This window comes from Amycolatopsis sp. NPDC049688, assembly GCF_040674975.1.
Taxonomy (GTDB): domain Bacteria; phylum Actinomycetota; class Actinomycetes; order Mycobacteriales; family Pseudonocardiaceae; genus Amycolatopsis.
Map to the genome: position 1 here is coordinate 733168 of NZ_JBFANY010000003.1, position 20071 is coordinate 753238.

Genomic DNA, 20071 nt, shown 5'->3' on the forward strand with positions numbered 1-20071 from the left:
AGGACAGGTGCGTCGCCTTCTGCGCGTGCGTACTTGGGAGGCTCAGCCGGTGTTCAGTCGTGTCGCCATCGTCAACCGCGGAGAGGCCGCGATGCGGCTCATCCACGCCGTCCGGGATCTGTCGGCGGAAACCGGGACGCGGATCGAGACGGTCGCCCTCTACACCGACGCGGACCGCACCGCGACGTTCGTCCGCGAAGCCGACCTGGCCTACGACCTGGGCCCCGCCTCGGCCCGCCCCTACCTCGACCTGGCCAAACTGGAGAAGGCGCTGGTCGAGACGAAGGCCGACGCCGCCTGGGTCGGCTGGGGCTTCGTCGCCGAAGACCCGGCGTTCGCGGAGCTGTGCGAGAAGGTCGGCATCACCTTCGTCGGGCCGAGTGCCGACGCGATGCGCAAGCTCGGCGACAAGATCGGCGCGAAGCTGATCGCCGAAGAGGTCGGGGTGCCGGTCGCGCCGTGGAGCCGCGGCGAGGTCGCGACCCTCGACGACGCGTTGAAGGCCGGCGCGCAGATCGGCTACCCGCTGATGCTCAAGGCCACCGCGGGCGGCGGCGGGCGCGGCATCCGCAAGGTGTCCTCGGCCGACGAGCTGGCCGACGCCTACGAGCGCACCAGCCAGGAAGCGCTGCGCGCGTTCGGCTCCGGCGTCGTGTTCCTGGAGCGCCTGGTCACCGGCGCCCGGCACGTCGAGGTGCAGGTCATCTCCGACGGCGCGACGGCGTGGGCGCTCGGCGTCCGCGACTGCTCGGTGCAGCGGCGCAACCAGAAGATCATCGAGGAGTCGGCGTCGCCGGTCCTCGCGCCGGCGCAGACCGCCGAGCTGAAGGCGTCGGCCGAGCGGCTCGCGGTGGCGGTGGGCTACCGCGGCGCGTGCACCGTCGAGTTCCTGTACCACCCGGGCGAGAAGCTGTTCGCCTTCCTCGAGGTCAACACCCGGCTGCAGGTCGAGCACCCGATCACCGAGATCACCACCGGCACCGACCTGGTCAAGCTGCAGCTGCACGTGGCGAACGGCGGCAAGCTCGAAGGCGAGCAGCCCGCCGAAAGCGGCCACGCCGTCGAGGCGCGCCTCAACGCCGAAGACCCCGACCGCGACTTCGCCCCCTCCCCCGGCCGCATCGCGCGGCTGGCCCTGCCCGCCGGCCCCGGCATCCGCGTCGACACCGGCGTCAGCGAGGGCGACACGATCCCGGCCGACTTCGACTCGATGATCGCCAAGATCATCGCCTACGGCCGCGACCGCGACGAGGCGCTCGGCCGGCTGCGCCGCGCGATGGCCGAAACCACCGTCATCATCGAAGGCGGCGCGACCAACAAGAGCTTCGTGCTCGACCTGCTCGACCAGCCCGAGGTGATCGACGCCAGCGCCGACACCGGCTGGATCGACCGCGTCCGCGCCGAAGGCCGCCTGGTCACCCACCGGCACTCGGCGATCGCGCTCGCCGCGGCCGCCATCGAGGCCTACCAGGACGAAGAAGAAGTCTCCGTCCAGCGGCTGCTGTCGACCGCGCACGGCGGGCGCCCGCAGGTGCAGCACGAGAGCCGCCCGCTCGACCTCAAGCTGCGCGGCAGCGCCTACCGCGTGTCCGTGGCCAGGGCCGGCCGGACCCGCTTCCGCGTCGGCATCTCGGCCGGCGCGTCCGACGTCCACCACGCCGACATCGAGATCGATCGCTTCGACGCCCACAGCGGCCAGATCCTGGTCAACGGGCGCCGCTTCCGGCTCGTCTCGGCCACGCACGGCCCGATCCACCTCGTCGAGGTCGACGGCGTCACCCACCGCATCAGCCGCGACGAAGGCGGCGTCGTCCGCTCCCCCGCGCCCGCGCTGGTCGTCGCGACACCACTGGCCGTCGGCGACGAGGTCGAGGCGAACGCGCCGATCCTCGTGCTGGAAAGCATGAAGATGGAGACGGTGCTGCGCGCGCCGTTCCGCGCCCGGGTCCGCGAGTGCCCGGTGTCGGTCGGCAGCCAGGTCGAGACCGGTGCGCCGCTGATGCGCCTGGAACCCCTCGCCGACGACGCCGCCGAGGAAGCCGCCGACACCGGCGAGACCGTCGAGATCGAGCTGCCGTCGGTGCCGGACGGCGTGTCCGCGGCCGACCGCGTCGAACGCGGCCGCCAGGACCTGCGCAGCCTGCTGCTCGGCTTCGACGTCGACCCGGCCGAGCGCAAGCGCGTCCTGGCCGCGTACCTGGAGGCCCGCGCCGAGCTCGGCGGCCGGCCGGTCGAGGGCGAGCTGGAGCTGCTCACCGTCTTCGCCGACCTGTCCGAGCTGAGCCGCAACACCCCGGGCGGCGAGGACACCGTGCCGAACGGCGCGGTGCACAGCCCGCGCGAGTTCTTCCACAGCTACCTGCAGAGCCTCGACGTCGAACGCGCCGGCGTCACCGAAGGGTTCCAGGCGAAGCTGAAGCGCGTCCTCGCGCACTACGGCGTCACCGAGCTGGAGCGCACGCCGGAGCTGGAGGCCGCGGTCTTCCGGATCTTCCTGGCCCAGCAGCGGATGGCGGCCGACGTCGCCGTCGTCTCCGAGCTGCTGCGGCAGTGGCTGACCGGGGCGCCGCCGCCGGAGGCGCTCAGCGAACGCGCCGGGCTCACCCTGGAGCACCTGGTCGAGGCCACGCAGGTGCGCTTCCCGGTGGTGTCGGACCTGGCCCGCGGCGTCGTCTTCCGCTGGTTCGCCCAGCCGCTGCTGCGCCGCAGCCGCGCCCGCGTCTACGCCGCCGTCCGCACCGAGCTGTCCTACCTCGACCAGCACCCGGACGCGCCGGACCGCGCCGAGCGGATCCAGGCCATGATCACCGGCTCGCAGCCCCTGGTCCGGCTGATCGGCCAGCGGATCGGGCGCCCGGGCCGCGACCACGCGCCGTTGCTGGAGGTGCTGACCCGCCGGTACTACGGCAACCGCCGGCTGTCCGCGGTCGCCGTCCGCGACGCGGGTGGCCACCGGTGGCTGACCGCCGAGCTCAACGCCCCCGAAGGCGTGCTGCCGCTGGTCACCACGGCCGTCGACATCGCCGAGCTGCCCGGCGCCCTCCGCGCGCTCGGCGAGGTCGCCACCGACGGTGTCATCGCCGACCTGTACCTGCGCTGGGAGGACCAGCCGGACGTCGACGCGACCGCCGAGCGGCTCGGCACGCTGCTGGCCGAGCACCCGCTGCCCGCGGGGGTGCGCCGGGTCGTGGTCACCGTGGCCGGCACCGGCGGCGCGGTGATGCACCACCACTTCACCTACGAACGCGAAGGTGACGGCTTCACCGAGGACAGGCTGATCCGCGGCCTGCACCCGCAGATCGCCCAGCGCCTGCAGCTGCAGCGGCTGCGCGAGTTCGACCTCACCCGGCTGCCGTCGGCGGACGAGGAGATCTACCTGTTCAAGGCCGCGGCGAAGACCAACCCGGCCGACGAGCGGCTCATCGCGATGGGCCAGGTCCGCGACCTGACGCCGTTGCGCGAAGCCGACGGCCGCCTGGTCGCGCTGCCGGCGCTCGAGGACGCGGTCACCGCCTGCCTCGACGCGATCCGCAACATCCAGGCGCAGCGGCCGCCGAACAAGCGGTTCGACACGAACCGGATCATGATGTACGTCTGGCCGCCGACCGACCTGACCACCGAGGAGCTGAACACCCTCGTCCAGCGCATCCTGCCGACGTCGGTGGGTGCCGGGCTGGAGGAGGTCCAGTTCCTGGCGCGGCGGCGCACGGACGCGGGCAAGCTGACCGAGCTCGCCGTCCGGATCGCCCTCGACCCCGGGCACGGCGCGCGGCTGCACGTCGAGGCGCCGTCGACCGAGCCGGTCAAGCCCCTCGACGACTACCGCCTGAAGGTGCTGCGCGCGGCGCGGCGCGGAACGGTCTACCCGTACGAGATCACCGGCCTGCTGTCCGGTCCGGAGGGCACGTTCACCGAGCACGACCTCGACGGCTCGGGTGTGCTGGTGCCGGTGGACCGGCCGAAGGGCAAGAACACCGCGGCGATCATCGCGGGCGTCGTCACGACGCCGACCGAGCGGCACCCCGAGGGCGTCACCCGCGTCGTGCTGCTCGGCGACCCGACGAAGTCGCTGGGTGCGCTGTCGGAACCGGAGTGCTCGCGCGTGATCGCGGCGCTCGACCTGGCCGAGCGGATGCAGGTGCCGCTCGAGTGGTTCGCGCTTTCGTCGGGCGCGCGGATCTCGATGACCTCGGGCACCGAGAACATGGACTGGGTGGCCGCGGCGCTCAAGCGGATCGTCACGTTCACCCAGGACGGCGGCGAGATCAACATCGTCGTCAACGGCATCAACGTCGGCGCCCAGCCGTACTGGAACGCCGAAGCCACGATGCTCATGCACACCAAGGGCATCCTGGTGATGACGCCGGACTCGGCGATGGTGCTCACCGGCAAGCAGGCGCTCGACTTCTCCGGTGGCGTGTCGGCCGAGGACAACTTCGGCATCGGCGGCTACGACCGCGTGATGGGCCCGAACGGCCAGGCGCAGTACTGGGCGCCGAACCTGCCGGCCGCGCGCGAAGTGCTGATGGCGCACTACGACCACACGTACGTGGTGCCGGGTGAGGCCGGGCCGCGCAAGGTGGGCACGAGCGACCCGGCCGACCGGGACGTCTCGTCGTTCCCGCACGCGATCGCCGGCAGCGACTTCACGACCGTCGGGGAGATCTTCTCGGCCGAGCACAACCCGGACCGCAAGAAGCCCTTCGACATCCGCACGGTGATGCGCGCGCTGTCGGACCAGGACCACCCGGTGCTGGAGCGCTGGGCGGGCATGGCCGACGCGGAGACCGCGGCGGTGCAGGACGTGCACATCGGCGGCCGCCCGGTCTGCCTGATCGGCATCGAATCGCGGTCGGTCCCCCGCCGCGGCTTCCCGCCCACCGACGGCCCGGACACCTACACCGCGGGCACGCTGTTCCCGCGGTCGTCGAAGAAGACGGCGCGCGCGATCAACGCGGCGTCGGGCAACCGGCCGCTGGTGGTGCTGGCGAACCTGTCCGGCTTCGACGGCTCGCCGGAGTCGCTGCGCAAGCTGCAGCTGGAGTACGGCGCGGAAATCGGCCGGGCGATCGTCAACTTCGAGGGCCCGATCGTGTTCACCGTGATCTCGCGCTACCACGGCGGCGCGTTCGTGGTGTTCTCCAAGGCGCTGAACCCGAACATGACGGTGCTGGCCCTGGAGGGCTCGTTCGCCTCGGTGCTGGGCGGCGCCCCGGCGGCGGCGGTGGTCTTCGCCGGCGAGGTCAACAACCGCACGGCGAACGACTCCCGCGTGACGGACCTGCAGGCTCAGGTCGCGGCGGCGAGCGGCGCGTCCCGGGCGGCGCTGAGCGCCCAGCTGGCGGAGGTCCAGTCGGCGGTCCGGGCGGAGAAGGTCAGCGAGGTGGCGGCGGAGTTCGACCGGGTGCACAGCATCCAGCGCGCGGTCGAGGTCGGCTCGGTCGACGCGATCATCAGCGCCGCGGAACTGCGCCCGCGCATCATCGAGGCCATCGAACACGGCCTGAAGAAGTAACGCCCGAGGTCTGCCGCGGCTCTCGTGAGTGGGAAACAGGGTTAGAACCCTGTTTCCCACTCACGACCGGGCCGCGGCAGACTCGCGACTTTCGGGGGTATGACCCGTTTGTGCCGGGCCGACACACTGTGCGTGCCGGTACGGTGACCACGGGTTCCGACCGGACCTCCATCCGTGCGGCGTGAGGAGATCCCCCGATGGCGTCAAGGTCCCTGTCCCGGTTCGCCCTCGCGGCGACCGGGGTCCTGCTCACCTCCCTGCTCGGCGGCACCGCCGGCGCGCAGCCGGCGGACACCCCGGTGTTCTGGCGCGTCCCCGCCACCGCCGCCCAGGCGCAGGCGCTGGCCGCGGCCGGCTTCGACGTCGAAGAAGGGGACGCCGGCACCGTCAACGTCGTCGGCGGCCAGGCCGTCGCCGGGAAGCTGCGGGCGCTCGGCTTCCGGCCGTCGTTCTTCGACACCGTCTACAAGGAACTGCCCGCCCGCACCGAAGCACTGGCGGCGGACACGTTCTACGGCGGGTACCGGACCGTCACCGCGCACGAGAACCACCTGACGCAGGTCGCCGCCGCGCACCCGGACCTGGCCACGAAGTACACGATCGGGCAGTCCTGGAAGAAGACGAAGGGCCAGGGCGGCCACGACATCCAGGCCATCTGCCTGACGAAGAAGCAGGCCGGCGACTGCACGCTGTCGACGACGTCGCCGAAGCCGAAGTTCTTCCTGATGGCCCAGATCCACGCGCGCGAGCTGTCGACCGGTGAGCTGGCGTGGCGCTTCATCGACTACCTCGCCGACGGCTACGCCACCGACACCACCGCGAAGTCCATTATGGACACGACCGAGGTGTGGGTGGTGCCGATCGCCAACCCCGACGGCGTCGACATCGTCGCTTCGGGCGGCAACTCGCCGAAGCTGCAGCGCAAGAACGCGAACAACTCCCGCGGCAGCTGCACCGGCACGAACATCGGCGTCGACCTGAACCGGAACTCGACGTTCAAGTGGGGCGGCGACTCCAACTCCGCGTGCTCCGAGACCTACCAGGGCGTGAGCGCGGGGTCCGAGCCCGAGGTGCAGGCGCTGGAGAAGCTGGCCCGCGCGATCTTCCCGGACCAGCGCGGCACCGGCGACAACGACCCGGCGCCGTCGACGGCCAAGGGCACGATGATCACGCTGCACAGCTACGGCAACGACATCATCATCCCGTGGGGCTTCACCCAGGCGACCTCGCCGAACGACGCGCAGTACCGCCGGCTGGGCGCGAAGTACGCGGCGTCCAACGGCTACCTCGTCGGCACGAACGAGGAGACGGTCGGCTACGACACGACCGGTACCACCGACGACTTCACCTACGGCGTGCTCGGCGTCGCGAGCGTGACGTTCGAGGTCGGCGGTTCGAGCGGCACGTGCGGCGGCTTCCTGCCGCGCTACACCTGCGTGGACAGCACGTTCTGGCCGAAGAACAAGGGCGCGCTGGTCACCGCCGCCCAGGCCGCGGCGGCGCCGTACCAGCAGTGAGTCACGGCCGGCAGACGTAGATGCAGTTCTGCGGACGCGGGGAATCCAGCACGTCGACGTGCCGGAACCCCGCGTCCGCGAGCATTTCCGCCGCCTTTTCCCGGCCCCACACCGCACCGAGCGCGGCCCCGCCCTCGGCCAGCGACGTCGTCGTGCAGTACATCAGGCTGATCGAGTAGGTGAGGGCGGCCAGCGGGTTGCCGACGTTCTGCTCCAGGTGACTGGAGAAGTTGGTGTCCACCATGAAGAACAGCCCGTCCGGCGCGAGGGCTCGGTGGACCCGGCGCAGCACGACGTCCGGCCGGTCCTGGTCGTGGACGGCGTCGAAGGCGGTGATGACGTCGTAGGGCGGATCGGCGGTCAGGCCGGCGGCGTCCCCGACGGCGAACTCGGCGTTGGGGAGGTGGTGTTCCCGTGCCTGCTCGACGACGCCCGCGTTGATGTCCAGGCCGGTGAAGTGCGAGGCGGGGAACGCGCGCGCGGCCACGGCGATGGCGTGGCCGGTCCCGCAGCCGAGGTCGAGCACGCGGGCGCCGGCGGTGAGCCGGTCCTTGAGCCCGGGGACCGCGCCGAAGAAGCCGTCCACCAGGTGCTCGCGGTACACGTGCTTCCAGCTGTCGCCGGTTTTCGCGCCGAGGGTTTCGAGGTGGGGGCCGTAGGCCGAGCGGGGAACGCCGCCGCCGTGTTCGAAGGCGCGTTCGAGGTCGGGGAGGATGGCGGTGAACGCGGACAGGGTCAGCAGCGACGGCATCAGGTTCGCCGCGGTCTCGCCGAGGAGGAACCGGGCGTGCTCGGGCGGGAAGGTGTAGTGCGGGTCGTCGTAGGTGAAGATCCCGCCGGTGACCATGGCGCCGAGCCACTCGCGGACATAGCGCTCCTGCAGCCCGGCCCGTTCGGCGAGTTCGGCGCTGGTGGCGGGGCCGCGGGCGGCGGCCTCGAAGAGCCCGGTCCGGTGCCCGACGCCGATCAGCATGGTGAGGGCGCTGCCGGTCATGGTCGCGGTCAGGTGGGCGGCGAAGTCCTTGGCCTCCATGGGTGAAGCTTACCCGGCGGCGGGACGGTCCGATGTGGACGGACGGACGCCGGCTGCGGGGCGGTTCGGCGCCTCGCTTCCCCGGGTGGATCCGGCATCTGGACGATCGTGGGATCCGCCGACCGGCCAACGAAGCCGGGATGCCAGCGAGCTCGCCGGCCAACCGGGCCCGGGCGGTTCGGTTCGGCGGGTCGGCCGCCAGCCCGGGTGGCGGGCGGGTCGGCCGCCAGCCCGGGTGGCGGGCGGGTCGGCCGGCCGCGGCCGCAGGCGCGCGGCCTGCCCCGGCCGGCCCACCCCCTCCTCAGGCGTCCTCTTCCTCCAGGCCCGCGTCGGCCAGTACCGCGTACACCCGGCGGCGAGCGTCGGCGAGGATCTTCTTCACCTCCGCCACCTGCGCTTCCGTACCGCTGTACCCCACCTGGGCCGCCGCGCCCGAGAGTTCGCCCAGTGCGTGCCACAGGGCCGCGAACCGGTCCGCGCCCGGGTCTTCCTCCGGCTCCTCCCACAGCGCCGCGAACTCCGCCTCGCGGCCGGCGACGTGCTCACGGCCCGCGTCGGTCAGCTCGGCGACGCGGCGCCCTGCCGTCTCGGCCGTGTGGACCAGGCCTTCGTCCTCCAGCTGCTGGAGGATCGGGTACACCGAACCGGGGCTCGGGCGCCACCGGTCGTGGGTGCGGCGCCGGATCTCCTGCATCAGCTGGTAGCCGTGCATCGGCTCCTCCGCCAGCAGCGCCAGCACCGCCGGGCGCACCGGGCGCGCCGCGGGGCGGCCGCCGCGGAACTCGCGCACCCGCTGGAACGCCCCCGGCCCGCCGAACCAGCCGCCGGGGCCGCCGAACGAGCCGGGGCCACCCGGGAACCCGGGCATCCCCGGTGGGTGCGGCGGGTGCGGGGGTGGCGGCGGGAATCCGCCGGGCGGCCCGCCGCGCGCCAGCTCGGGACCACCGTGCCAGTCCTCGTGCCCCGGCACGCCGTGGCCCGGCACGCCGTGGCCCGGCACGGCGTGGCCCGGCACGGCGTGCCCCGGGTGGTGCCCGAAGGGCCCGCCGAACCCGGCGAAGATCCGGTCCGCTCCCGCGCTTATCTCCATGACTGCCTCCCTGTCGTATCGGCGACATTCACACGATATATCGCCGCTCGATCGGCGGCAACCATCATCCGGACTTCACCGCCAGGGTCAGCAGCTCCGCCGCGGGACCGGTCAGGCGGCGGCCCGCCGGCCACACCGCCCGCAGCACCCGGCCCAGCTCCACGCCGTCCACCGGCACCGGAACCAGCCGCCGCCCCGCCACCTCCCGGACGACGTCGAGGTCGCTGATCACCGCCGGCCCCGCGCCCGCCGTCACCGCGTTGCGCACCGCCGACGCCGAACCCAGCTCCAGCAGCGGCTGCACCGGCCCCGCCCCGGCCCGGCGCAGCGCCGCCTCCACCGTCTCGCGCGTTCCGGACCCCGGTTCCCGGACGACCAGCGGCGTCGCAGCCAGTTCCGCGGCGGTGAGCGGGCGGCGGCGCCGGGCCCAGGGGTGCCCGGCCGGCACCACGACCACGAGCCGGTCCGCGGCAACCCGGCGTGTCGCCAGGCCCGGCCACGGCCCCGGCGACTCGACGAAACCCAGGTCCACGCGGCCGCGGGCGACCAGGTCGGCCACCTGCTCGGAGTTCACCACCTCGAGCCCGACGTAGGTGTCCGGCTCTCGCCGCTTCACCTCGCCGATCCACGCCGGGACGAAGTGCTCGGCGAGCGTCATGCTCGCCGCCACCCGCAGCTGCGCGCCGCGCTGGGTGCGCAGGGCCTCGGCGCCGGTGCGCAGTCCGTCCACTTCGGTCAGCACGCGGTGGGCCCAGCCCGCGATCACCCGCCCGTCCGGGGTCAGGGCCGAGCCGCGGCGCGTCCGGTCCACCAGGGACAGTCCCAGTTGACGCTCCAAAGTAGACAACCGCTTGCTCGCCGACGGCTGGGCGATGCCGAGCGCTCCGGCGGCCTGGCCGATGCTGCCGAGGTCGTCGACGAGCACCAGCAGGCGCAACGAGTCCAGATCGGGTCCGGTCATAGCTTCAGTCTATGACCTCGGCACACACCACCGGCTACCGCGCACGCCCGCGAGCGGCGACGCTGGCAGCATGGCACTGACGACGGCGAAAACCTCCGGCCTCGCGATCACCGGGCTCGGCGTCGCCGCGGCGTACGCGCTCAGCTCGGCCTGGCCGGTGGCCGGCGCCCTCACCGTCGCGGTGGTGCTGGGCGTCGTCCTCGGCAGCACACCGGTCCTGGCCGACGAGCAGCGCCAGGCCGTCGCCCGCCTCACGAAACGCCTGTTGCGCGCGGGCGTCGTGCTGCTCGGGCTCCAGCTGGCCGTGCCCACGGTGCTCGCGCTGGGCACCGGCACCCTCGCCGCCGTGGTGCTGACCGTCGCGGTCACCTTCCTCGGCACGCTCGGCCTCGCCCGGCTCGTCCGGGTGCCGCGCAGCCTCGCCCTGCTGGTCGCCACCGGGTTCTCGATCTGCGGCGCCTCCGCGATCGCCGCCGTCGAAGGGGTGGTCGAGCGGGACGACGAAGACGTCGCGACCGCCGTCGCGCTCGTCACCTGCTACGGCAGCTTCGCCCTGGCCGTCCTCCCCCTGATCGCCCGCGCGCTCGGCCTGGACGCGACCCGGACCGGCAGCTGGGCGGGGATCTCCGTGCACGAGGTCGCCCAGGTCGTCGCGGCGGCCGGGCCGGCGGGCGCCGCGGCCGTCGGGATCGCCGTCGTGGTGAAGCTCAGCCGGGTCGTCCTGCTCGCCCCGGTGGTCGCGCTCGTCGGCGCCACCGAACGCGGCCGCCGCGGCGGGCACGCTCCGCTGGTGCCGCTGTTCGTCCTCGGCTTCCTCGCCATGGTCGCGGTCCGCAGCACCGGGCTCGTCCCCGCGTTCGCGCTCGACATCGCGAAAACCGCGTCGACGCTCCTGCTCGCGGGGGCGCTGTTCGGCCTCGGCTGCGCTGTCCGGCTCGGCGCGTTGCTGCGCGGCGGCGGGCGGGCGCTGCTCCTGGGGTTCCTGTCCACGCTGCTGGTGCTGGCCACCGGGTTCGGCACGCTGGCCGCGTTCACCTGAAATCCATCTTCCGGTCACGTATAGTTCGTTATACGCGAGGTTGTACTCCTCTTGTACGGGCCGCGTCGACGCTGTCGCCGACGTGAAAGAAACCCGTAGGGAGCTCGTACCGTGAAGATCACCCGACTCGCCCGCGGCCTGCTCGCCGGGCTGCTGGGGTGCGCCGCCGTCGCCGTCCCGGCCGCCATCGGCACCGCGACCGCCCAGGCCGACGTGGCCAGCACCCTGGTGTTCACCAAGAACACCGAGGGCCACGACTGTTACCGCATCCCGACCATCGTCAAGGCGAACAACGGCGACCTGCTCGCCTTCGCCGAAGGCCGCAACGGCGGCGCCTCGTTCTGCAACGACCTCGGCAAGATCGACCTGGTGATGAAGCGCTCGACCGACGGCGGCAAGACGTGGGGTGCGCTGTCCACCGTCATCGAGGCGTTCGGCGACGTGAAGGGCAACCCGGCGCCGATCGTCATCCCGGGCAGCAACCGGATCGTGCTGCTGTCCACGATGCAGTGCTTCACCAACCCGTCCTGCGGCCGGATCCCGCGCGTGTCCATCAGTGAGGACAACGGGAAGACGTGGGGCGCACCGAAGGTGCTGACCACCGAGCTCGGCTTCGCGAGCGCTCCCGGCTGGCTCGCGACCGGTCCGTCGCACGGGATCGTGCTGACCCGGGGCGCGCACGCGGGCCGGCTCGTCGCCGGCATGAGCTACACGCTCAGCGGCAAGAACACCGGTTCGCTGGTCTACAGCGACGACAAGGGCGTGACCTGGCACCGCGGCGCGACCGACACGTCCACTTCGGACCTGATGAATCCGCAGGAGATCAGCGTCACCGAACTGCAGGACGGCCGGGTCTACGCCGCCGCGCGCAATGACGCCAACGACGACGACAAGTGCCTGTCCGACGGCACGCACAACCGCGCCTTCGCGATCAGCTCCGACGGCGGCGCGACCTTCAGCTCGAAGTTCGCCTTCGCCACCGACCTCGTCACGCCGGTCGTCGAGGGCTCGACGGCCCGGATGAGCGCCACCGACACCGGTGGCAAGTACAACCGGATCGTCTTCGCGGCCCCGTCGGTCTGCGACCGCCGCAAGGAACTGCGGATCCACTCGTCCTTCGACGAAGGTGCCAACTGGACCGGGACCGCCGGCAGTGTGCTCGTGTGGGGCCAGGACGCGGCGTACTCCGACATGGTGCAGCTGTCCCAGTCGTCGGTCGGCGTGCTGTTCGAGGCGGGCCCGGAGTTCCATGCGAACGACACGATCCGGTTCGCTGCGGTCAGCGACGCCGCGCTCGGCGCCCCGGCCTGCGGTGGCGGCTACAGCGTCATCGACTCGGCGCCGCTGGGCACCGGCGGCGCAGCCGGCACGGTCTACCTGTCCTACAACGCGGCCAACGGCCAGAACTGCGTCAGCACGATGAAGAACGCCTCCGCCGGGACGGCCACCGCGACCTCGGCCTACCTGGAGGTCAAGGGCTCGGCCCGGCAGACCGATTCCGGGTCGTTCTCCTGGTTCGCCGGCCCGGTCAAGGCCACGGCGGCGGACAAGTGCGTGAAGTGGGGCGGCTCGGCCGGCGGCCAGGCCTACGACAGCGAGTTCGAGCACTGCGGCTGACCCCGCGGGGGTGGGACCCGCCCCCGGGCCGGGTCCCACCCCTCCCCGTGCCACCCGGCCCCCTCGCCCGGGTGGCACGGGCGGTTCAGAAGCCGGTGCAGCTGGCGACGGCGGACGGGCCGGCCGCGGTCGCGGTCTTGGCCTCCTTGCCGTCGACCACGACCTTGCAGGTGACCGAGCCGCCGTCCGGCCCGGTGGTCGCGGTGAACTGGGCGCCGGCCAGGAACCCGGTGGCTTCGACGGTCTTCGTCCACGGCACCGGAGCCGACGCCTCGGTGTTGATGAGGATGGTGTTCCGGTCGAAGGTGCTGTAGTCGATGTCGGCGGCCTTCGCGTCGCCGCTGACCTCGTAGACGATGGTGTGGTGCTGGGTGGCCTGCTCGTTGACGTCGCTGATCGCCTTGCCGATCACCACCAGCCACAGGATGCTGACGACGAGGGCGAGCAGCGACACGACGGCGCCGGCGATCGCGAGGCCCTTGTTGGTCGCCTTCCCGGACCGCACTCTGGCGATGCCGACCGCCGACAGGATCAGGCCGAGCACCGCGAGCGGCCACGCGACCACGCCGACCAGCGGGATCGGCGAGAACACCAACCCGACCAGGCCGAGGACGAAGCCGGCCGTGCCCAGGCCGTTGCGCGGCGGCGCGGCCTGCGGCGCGGGGTACTGCTGGATCGGGGTGTAGTCGGTCATCGGGGTTGTCCTTTCACCTCTGCTTGACGGCGAGAAGGAAACCAGCGCCGCGGGGTGCCCCGCGTCATCCGCGAGCCTCGACCCGGTACGACTTTCGGCTGAGCCGCCGTCCGGGCGGACGAGCGGAACGGCTGATGGTCCGGCGGATGCCGCCTCGTAGGCTTCCCGCATGGGACGGTCCGTGCTTCGCGTGCTGTACACCGTGCTGGCCGTCGCGACGGGCGTGCTGAGCAGCACGGTCAACGTCGCCCTGGACAGCTCCGTGCCGGGAAGCGACGCCACGAACACCACGCTGCTGGGCATGCTCGGCTGGTTCGCCGGCATCGGCGCGGCCGTGATGCTGGTCTGGCGGCACCGCTGGCCGCTGCTGGTCACCGGCCTGGCCCTGGTTCCGCCGGTGTTGCTGCCCGGCGACTCGATGGCGGCGCTGATCGCCCTCGCCGCCCTGACCGCGCGGTACACCGGCTGGTGGCGGTGGGGCGCGGCGACGCTGGTGCTCGCGGCGACCGGGCTCGCGGTCTGGCGCGACGCGGGGCGGCACCCGGACCTGTCGATCGCCCGGGCCTGGTTGTCGACCGAGACGACGGCCGAGTTCATCGGGGTGCTGCTGACCGCGATGCTGTTCACCGCGGTCCCGCTCGCCACCGGGATCATCCGGCACAGCCTGGCCGAGACGCGCCGCCGCGTCGCCGAGCAGGCGGCGCTGCGCGACCAGGTGGCCCGCCGGGAGGAGCAGGCGCGGATCGCCCGCGAGATGCACGACGTCCTCGGGCACCGGCTGTCGCTGCTTTCGCTGCAGGCGGGCGCGCTGGAGGTCACCGCGGCCACCACCCCGGACGCGGCGGAGGCGGCCAAGACGGTGCGGACGACGGCCCGCCAGTCGCTCGACGACCTGCGTCAGGTGATCGGTGTGCTGCGCAGCACCGGCTACGCCGACCGCGCCCCGGGCGGCCCGGCCGAGCCGCCCCAGCCGACGCTGGCGGACATCCCGGACCTGGTCACCGGCGCCCGGCAGGCCGGCCTGGCCGTCAACGTGACGATCCTGCTCGACCAGGCGTCGACGGCTCCGGCCCCGCTGGGCACGGCGGCGTACCGCATCCTCCAGGAGGCGCTGACGAACGTGCTGCGGCACGCCCCGGGAGCCCCGGCGGAGGTGCTGGTCCGCGGCGGTCCGGGCGCGGGGCTGTCGCTGGAGGTGCTGAACCCGCTGCCGCCGCACCCGGTGCCGTCACCGGGGTCCGGCACCGGGCTCACCGGCGTCAACGAGCGCATTTCCCTGCTCGGCGGCACCCTGACGGCCGGCCCGGCCGACGAGCGGACGTTCGCGCTGCGGGCCTGGCTGCCGTGGGTGGCACCGGCCCCCTAGCATGGGCGGGTGAGCGTGCGCGTACTGCTCGTCGACGACGACCCGCTGGTCCGCACCGGACTGTCGATGATCCTGGGCAGCACCCCGGACATTTCGGTGGTGGCAGAAGCCGGCGACGGCGACGAAGCGGTCCAGCAGGTCGCCCGGCACGCCCCGGACGTGGTGATCATGGACATCCGCATGCGCCGCATGAACGGCCTGGTGGCCACGGCGGCGGTCCTGGCCCAGCCCCGCCCGCCGAAGGTGCTGATCCTGACGACGTTCGACTTGGACGAGTACGTGTTCGAGGCGCTGGCGGCGGGCGCGAGCGGGTTCCTGCTGAAGGAGGGCTCACCGCAGGAGATCATCGAGGGCGTCCGGGTGGTGGCGAACGGCGACGCGATGTTGTCGCCTCGGATGACGAAGCAGCTGATCGGGGAGTTCGTGGCGGCGCGGGCGAATCCGCGGCGGGCACGGGCTCAGGTGAAGCTCGGGTTGCTGAGTGAGCGGGAGCGGGAGATCGTCACTGCCGTTGCTCAGGGGAAGCCGAATGCTTCGATCGCCGAGGAGTTGTTTTTGAGCGAGGCTACGGTGAAGACGCATATCACGCGGGCTTTTGCGAAGCTGGATGTTTCGAACCGGGTGCAGTTGACGATTTTCGCTTATGAAGCAGCCCTTGTGACGCCGTAGCTACTTCGAACCCGCCGGCGCCGTGGCCACCGCCGACTCGCCGAACTTGATCCCCTTCGCCTCCTTCCCGATCGCCGTCAGCACCGCCACCGCCACCAAGCCCGGCACCACCGTCCACACCAGAGCCGACGTGTACCCGTGGGACTCCGCGATCGCCTGCTGGATCGGCAGGTTCAACGCCGCCAGCAAATTGCCCAGCTGGTACGTCACCCCAGGGTAGAAGCCGCGGATCGCGTCCGGGGACATCTCCGTCAAGTGCGCCGGGATCACGCCCCACGCTCCCTGGACCATGATCTGCATCAGGAACGATCCCAGCGCCAGCATTCCCGCGCCGTGGTCGAACGCGAAGATCGGGATCACCGGCAGGCCCAGCACCGCCGCTGTCACGATCGTCCGGCGGCGGCCGAGCTTCTCCGACAGGGTTCCGAACGTCAACCCGCCGATGATCGCTCCGATGTTGTACAGCACCGCTATCCACGTGCTCGTCGAGGCGCTCAAGCCCGCGCCGCCGTTTTCGTGGGCCTTCAGGAAACTCGGGTAGACGTCCTGGGTTCCGTGGCTCATCCAGTTGAACGCCGTCATCAGCAGGATCAGGTAGCCGAAGCGGCGGATCACCTTCGGGTTCAGCAGGATGTCCTTGACCGACGTGCGCGTCACCCGCAGCTTCTCGCGCGCCGCCTCCCAGACCTCCGACTCGCGGACCCTGGCCCTGATCAGCAGGGTGATCAACGCCGGGAAGATGCTCAGCACGAAGATCCAGCGCCACTGCAGGCCGAGGGCCGAGTGGAACAGCAGGTACGCCAGCGCCGCCAGCAGGTAGCCGATCGAATAGCCCACCTGCAGCAGGCCCGAGAAGAACCCGCGGCGGGCCACCGGGATCTTCTCCATCGCCAGCGCCGCGCCGAGGCCCCACTCGCCGCCCATGCCGATGCCGTAGACGAACCGCAGCAGGAGCAGCACCGTGTAGTTCGGGGCGAACGCGCAGAGCAGGCCGGCCGCCGAGTACAGCAGGACGTCGGCCATCAGCGGGATCCGGCGGCCCACCCGGTCGGCCCACAGGCCGAACAGGAGCGCGCCGACCGGGCGCATCACCAGCGTCGCCGTCGTGATGAACGCCAGCTGCGTGGCCGTCGCGCCGAACGACTTGTCCTTCGCGATGTCCGCCAGGACGAAGACGACGAGGAAGTAGTCGAACGAGTCCATGCTCCAGCCGAGCAGCGCCGCGAGGAACGCGTTGCGCTGGTCCGATGTAAGCGCTTTCTTCGGCTGCCGTTCCGTCACGTTCGCCCCGTTCCGTCGGTTTCCCACCGGAAGACCTCAGGCACGGTTTAGCATCCACCGCCCCGGGCGGGCAAGAGCGTCAGAGCGAGACGCGGGTGCGGACGCGGCGGCCGACGTCGCGGGCCCAGGCCTTGATCCGGTCCCAGTCGCGGAAGTCGCCGGCCCGCCTGCCGGACGCCAGCAGCCGCGGGATCAGGCCGCGCACGGTCGCCGGGTCGAGCTTGCCGCCGAACGTGGCGGTGCGCTCCGCGTCGATGCGCGCGGCCAGCAGCGCCACGTTCGCCGGCAGGCTGACCTGGTGCGTGGCCGCGCCGGGACCGCACGGTCCGCTGTGGAACAGCCACACCGGACGCTCGGCGAGCGCCCGGGCGTTGCGCTCCAGCAACCGGACGGCCTCCGGCCGCCACCGGTGGTAGTACAGGGCACTGCCGACAACGACGGCCGCGTAGTCCTCGACCCCGGCCACGTCGGCGGCGTCGCGCACGTCGACGGACAGGCCCGTCGCGCCGAGTTCGGCGGCGATCACCTCGGCGATCTGCCGGGTTCCGCCGTGACGCCCGGCGTAGGCGACGAGGACTGCGGTCATGCGTCCATTGTCGGCCTTCGGGAGCCGGTCCGCCCCGTGGGTTTCGCACGATCCGCCGAACGGGCGCTCCCACGCTACTCTCCGTTCCTCACCCCGGCGGCAGGAAAGCCGGGCGCTCCGCGGGGTCGGGCTCGTCGTAGTAGCGGTGGAACACCGCCGTCTGCCCGCCCGACACCGGCGGCACGATCCAGCTCCAGTCGGCCGGGCAGCGGCGGCCCGCCCGCTCCTCCCGCTCCAGGTGGGACAGGAACCGGTGCGATTCGGTGTGGTGGTCGGCCAGCGTGACGCCGGCCGCGTCGAACGAGTGCTGCACCGCCAGCGTCAGCTCCACGAGCGCCCGGTCGCGCCACAGCGTGCGCTCGGACGTCGTTTCCAGGCCCATCAGCTCGGCGACGACCGGCAGCAGGTCGTAGCGCTGCTCGTCGGCGAGGTTCCGGGCGCCGATCTCGGTGCCGAGGTACCAGCCGTTGAACGGCGCCGCCGGGTAGGTGACGCCGCCGATCTCCAGCGGCATGTTGCTGATCGCCGGCACGGCGTGCCAGCGCAGCCCGAGTCCCGCGAACCAGCGGTGGTCGGGGTGGGTCAGCGGGACCTCGAGGACGGCGTCCGGCGGGATGGTGAACAGCCTCGGTTCGCCCGGCTCGGCCTCGATCAGCAGGGGAAGGACGTCGAACGACCCTCTTCGCTCCGGTGGCCGCCAGCCGAGTCTTCGCACCTGCTCGGTGAACTCGGCGTACCGCGGGTCACCGAGGACCGATCCGTCGTCGAGGCGGTACCCGGCGTAGCGGATCAGCTGCTCGTTGTGGATTCGCGGCCCCGGCGTGTCCGGGGTGTCCGGGGCGAAGACGGTGACCGTCGGGCGGATCCGGCCGCCCCGGGTGGCCTCACGCAGGTGCGCGACGCACTCGCCGGCGATCGCGGCCGGCCCGGTGACCCGGCGCCGGTCCCGGATCCGGAGGCTGCGCCAGTACAGCCGGCCGATGCAGCGCGCCGAGTTGCGCCACGCGACGCGCGCGCCGTACGCCAGTTCGGCCGCGGTGTGCCGGTAGGTGCCGGTTTCCATGATTTCCGCGCGGACCTCGGCCAGCCGGGTCTCGAACCGGTCGCCCTCTTCCGCGGCACCTTCGGCGAACATCCGGTCCAGGAATTCTTCGGCCGCCGCGGAATCGACGCTCTGCTCCCCCGAGACACGCTGAGGGTAAAGCGGCAGCGGGGGCGTCACCCGCTCGGGTGTAACAGTCACCGCGTTACCCCACTCTCCGAAATCGCGATCCGCATCCCCACGAAAAGATCCACCGTTCCTCCGAAGGTCGCCGTCGACACTGACGGCCGGAAGTTCCCACTGCCCTGGGAACTCCGGCCAGGCGGGGGAGGATACCTCACGTTTCGCGACACGCACTCCGCCGGTCGTGACCGCCGTCCCGGCCGCCCCGGAATTCGCTCTCCGCCAGCGGAAGGACTGAAAAAATAACTGCTACCAAGCGTTATCCGGACATGGCACTGCGCATTTCCCGTCAATCGATCACTGCGCCCGGCAAAACCGGCGTGATCCTTTCCCGCCCGGCCGTCTTCGTCTTTTCGTGGGCATTCGGCGAACGGCCTTCACCGGGGGCGGCCGCCCGTGTACGCGCGCCCGCGTTAGAGTCGCGGTGATCGGCAGAGGGAGGGACGATTCGTGAGCACCAGGCGCATCCCCGTCGTCCTCGTCGCCGGGTTCCTCGGCGCGGGCAAGACGACCCTGCTCAACCACCTGCTCGCCAACCGCGAGGGCGCCCGGGTCGGCGTCGTGGTCAACGACTTCGGCCAGGTGAACGTCGACGCGCTCGCCGTCGCGGGCCAGGTCGACACGATGGTCTCGCTCGGCAACGGCTGCCTCTGCTGCGCCGTCGACGCGAGCGGGCTGGACGCGATGCTCGCGAAGCTGTCCGGCGCGGAAGCCGGCATCGACGTGATCATCGTCGAAGCCAGCGGCATCGCCGAGCCGCGCGACCTCATCCGGCTCATGATCGCCAGCGAGAACCCCGACATCCGCTACGGCGGGCTGGCCGAGGTCGTCGACGCCGCCGAGTTCGAGGCCGCCCGCGAGCGCCATCCCGAACTCGCCGATCACCTGCGCCTGGCCGACCTCGTCGTGCTGAACAAGGCCGACCGGGTGACCGCCGAGGCCCTCGCGAAGCTCACCGCGACCGTCGAAGAGCTGGCGCCGGGCCGTCCGCTGCTGGTCACCGCGCACGGCCGCGTCGACCCGAGGCTGTTCTTCGACCCCGAACCGCGCGGCGAGCGGGTCGGCCAGCTGTCGTTCGACGACCTGCGCGAAGAGCACGACCACGCGCAGCACCTGCACGCCGGGTACCAGACGGTCACGTTCACCGCCGACACGCCGCTCGCGCCCCGCGCCTTCGTCGGCTTCCTCGAACGGCGGCCCGCCGGGCTCTACCGGATGAAGGGCCAGGCCGACTTCGGTCCGGCCGGCCCGAAGTCGCGCTTCCACCTGCACACCGTCGGCGGGTTCGTGCAGCTCGAGCGGTCGGCGTGGCCGCCGGGCACGCCGCGGCGGACCGAGCTGGTGCTGATCGGCGCCGGGCTCGACACCGACGCCGTCCTCGCCGACCTGGCCGGCTGCCTGGCCGACGACCCGGAGACCGTCGACGAGCGCGGCCTGCTGCACATCCTCCGCTACCTGCCCGGCGAAGCCTGACCCGC

General features: G+C 72.2%; 14 protein-coding genes. 7 read left to right on the top strand and 7 right to left on the bottom strand.

Features of this window, described 5'->3' with window-relative positions; genetic code table 11:
• Positions 1-49 precede the first annotated feature (49 nt).
• On the top strand, positions 50-5515 hold the full coding sequence (locus tag AB0J55_RS14500) for a biotin carboxylase N-terminal domain-containing protein (protein WP_364247827.1): 5466 nt from the start codon (positions 50-52) through the stop codon (positions 5513-5515).
• A 197-nt stretch (positions 5516-5712) separates the two neighbouring features.
• Entirely contained in the window at positions 5713-7032 is a 1320-nt protein-coding gene (locus tag AB0J55_RS14505; RefSeq protein ID WP_364247829.1) for a M14 family zinc carboxypeptidase, read from the top strand.
• Between the two features lies 1 nt (position 7033).
• On the opposite strand, the gene AB0J55_RS14510 is transcribed toward AB0J55_RS14505, so the two are convergent.
• The 3 genes from AB0J55_RS14510 to AB0J55_RS14520 form a co-directional block, all read right to left on the bottom strand.
• Positions 7034-8065 (bottom strand): methyltransferase domain-containing protein, encoded by a 1032-nt coding sequence (locus tag AB0J55_RS14510; RefSeq protein ID WP_364247831.1) that lies wholly within the window; start codon positions 8063-8065, stop codon positions 7034-7036.
• Between the two features lie 301 nt (positions 8066-8366).
• Positions 8367-9155, bottom strand: coding sequence for a PadR family transcriptional regulator (locus tag AB0J55_RS14515; protein ID WP_364247834.1), 789 nt, complete (start codon positions 9153-9155; stop codon positions 8367-8369).
• A gap of 64 nt (positions 9156-9219) precedes the next feature.
• Complete coding sequence (locus AB0J55_RS14520) at positions 9220-10116, bottom strand: LysR family transcriptional regulator (protein WP_364247837.1); 897 nt, start codon at positions 10114-10116, stop codon at positions 9220-9222.
• Between the two features lie 70 nt (positions 10117-10186).
• Here AB0J55_RS14520 and AB0J55_RS14525 point away from each other — a divergent pair, with 70 nt between their 5' ends.
• Together AB0J55_RS14525 and AB0J55_RS14530 are read left to right on the top strand one after the other, a co-directional pair.
• Entirely contained in the window at positions 10187-11155 is a 969-nt protein-coding gene (locus AB0J55_RS14525; RefSeq protein WP_364247840.1) for a putative sulfate exporter family transporter, read from the top strand.
• A gap of 111 nt (positions 11156-11266) precedes the next feature.
• Positions 11267-12772 carry a sialidase family protein gene (locus AB0J55_RS14530; RefSeq protein ID WP_364247843.1) on the top strand — a complete coding sequence of 502 codons (1506 nt, stop codon included), beginning with the start codon at positions 11267-11269 and terminating at the stop codon, positions 12770-12772.
• Between the two features lie 85 nt (positions 12773-12857).
• Here the strand turns inward: AB0J55_RS14530 and AB0J55_RS14535 are convergent, their stop codons facing one another.
• Entirely contained in the window at positions 12858-13466 is a 609-nt protein-coding gene (locus tag AB0J55_RS14535) for an MmpS family transport accessory protein (protein ID WP_364247846.1), read from the bottom strand.
• 169 nt (positions 13467-13635) lie between these two features.
• Between AB0J55_RS14535 and AB0J55_RS14540 the strand changes: the two genes are divergently transcribed.
• Both AB0J55_RS14540 and AB0J55_RS14545 read left to right on the top strand, forming a co-directional pair.
• Positions 13636-14832 (top strand): histidine kinase, encoded by a 1197-nt coding sequence (locus AB0J55_RS14540; protein WP_364247849.1) that lies wholly within the window; start codon positions 13636-13638, stop codon positions 14830-14832.
• Between the two features lie 9 nt (positions 14833-14841).
• On the top strand, positions 14842-15501 hold the full coding sequence (locus AB0J55_RS14545; protein ID WP_364247852.1) for a response regulator transcription factor: 660 nt from the start codon (positions 14842-14844) through the stop codon (positions 15499-15501).
• Here AB0J55_RS14545 and AB0J55_RS14550 read toward each other — a convergent pair whose 3' ends face one another.
• The 3 genes from AB0J55_RS14550 to AB0J55_RS14560 all read right to left on the bottom strand — a co-directional run bounded on the left by AB0J55_RS14550 (position 15502) and on the right by AB0J55_RS14560 (position 18590).
• Positions 15502-16782, bottom strand: coding sequence for an MFS transporter (locus AB0J55_RS14550; protein ID WP_364247855.1), 1281 nt, complete (start codon positions 16780-16782; stop codon positions 15502-15504).
• Between the two features lie 79 nt (positions 16783-16861).
• Entirely contained in the window at positions 16862-17368 is a 507-nt protein-coding gene (locus AB0J55_RS14555) for a flavodoxin domain-containing protein (protein WP_364247857.1), read from the bottom strand.
• Between the two features lie 88 nt (positions 17369-17456).
• Positions 17457-18590, bottom strand: coding sequence for a nitric oxide synthase oxygenase (locus AB0J55_RS14560; RefSeq protein ID WP_364247860.1), 1134 nt, complete (start codon positions 18588-18590; stop codon positions 17457-17459).
• Positions 18591-19043: 453 nt separating this feature from the next.
• Here AB0J55_RS14560 and AB0J55_RS14565 point away from each other — a divergent pair, with 453 nt between their 5' ends.
• Positions 19044-20066 (top strand): GTP-binding protein, encoded by a 1023-nt coding sequence (locus AB0J55_RS14565; RefSeq protein WP_364247863.1) that lies wholly within the window; start codon positions 19044-19046, stop codon positions 20064-20066.
• Positions 20067-20071: the final 5 nt, after the last annotated feature.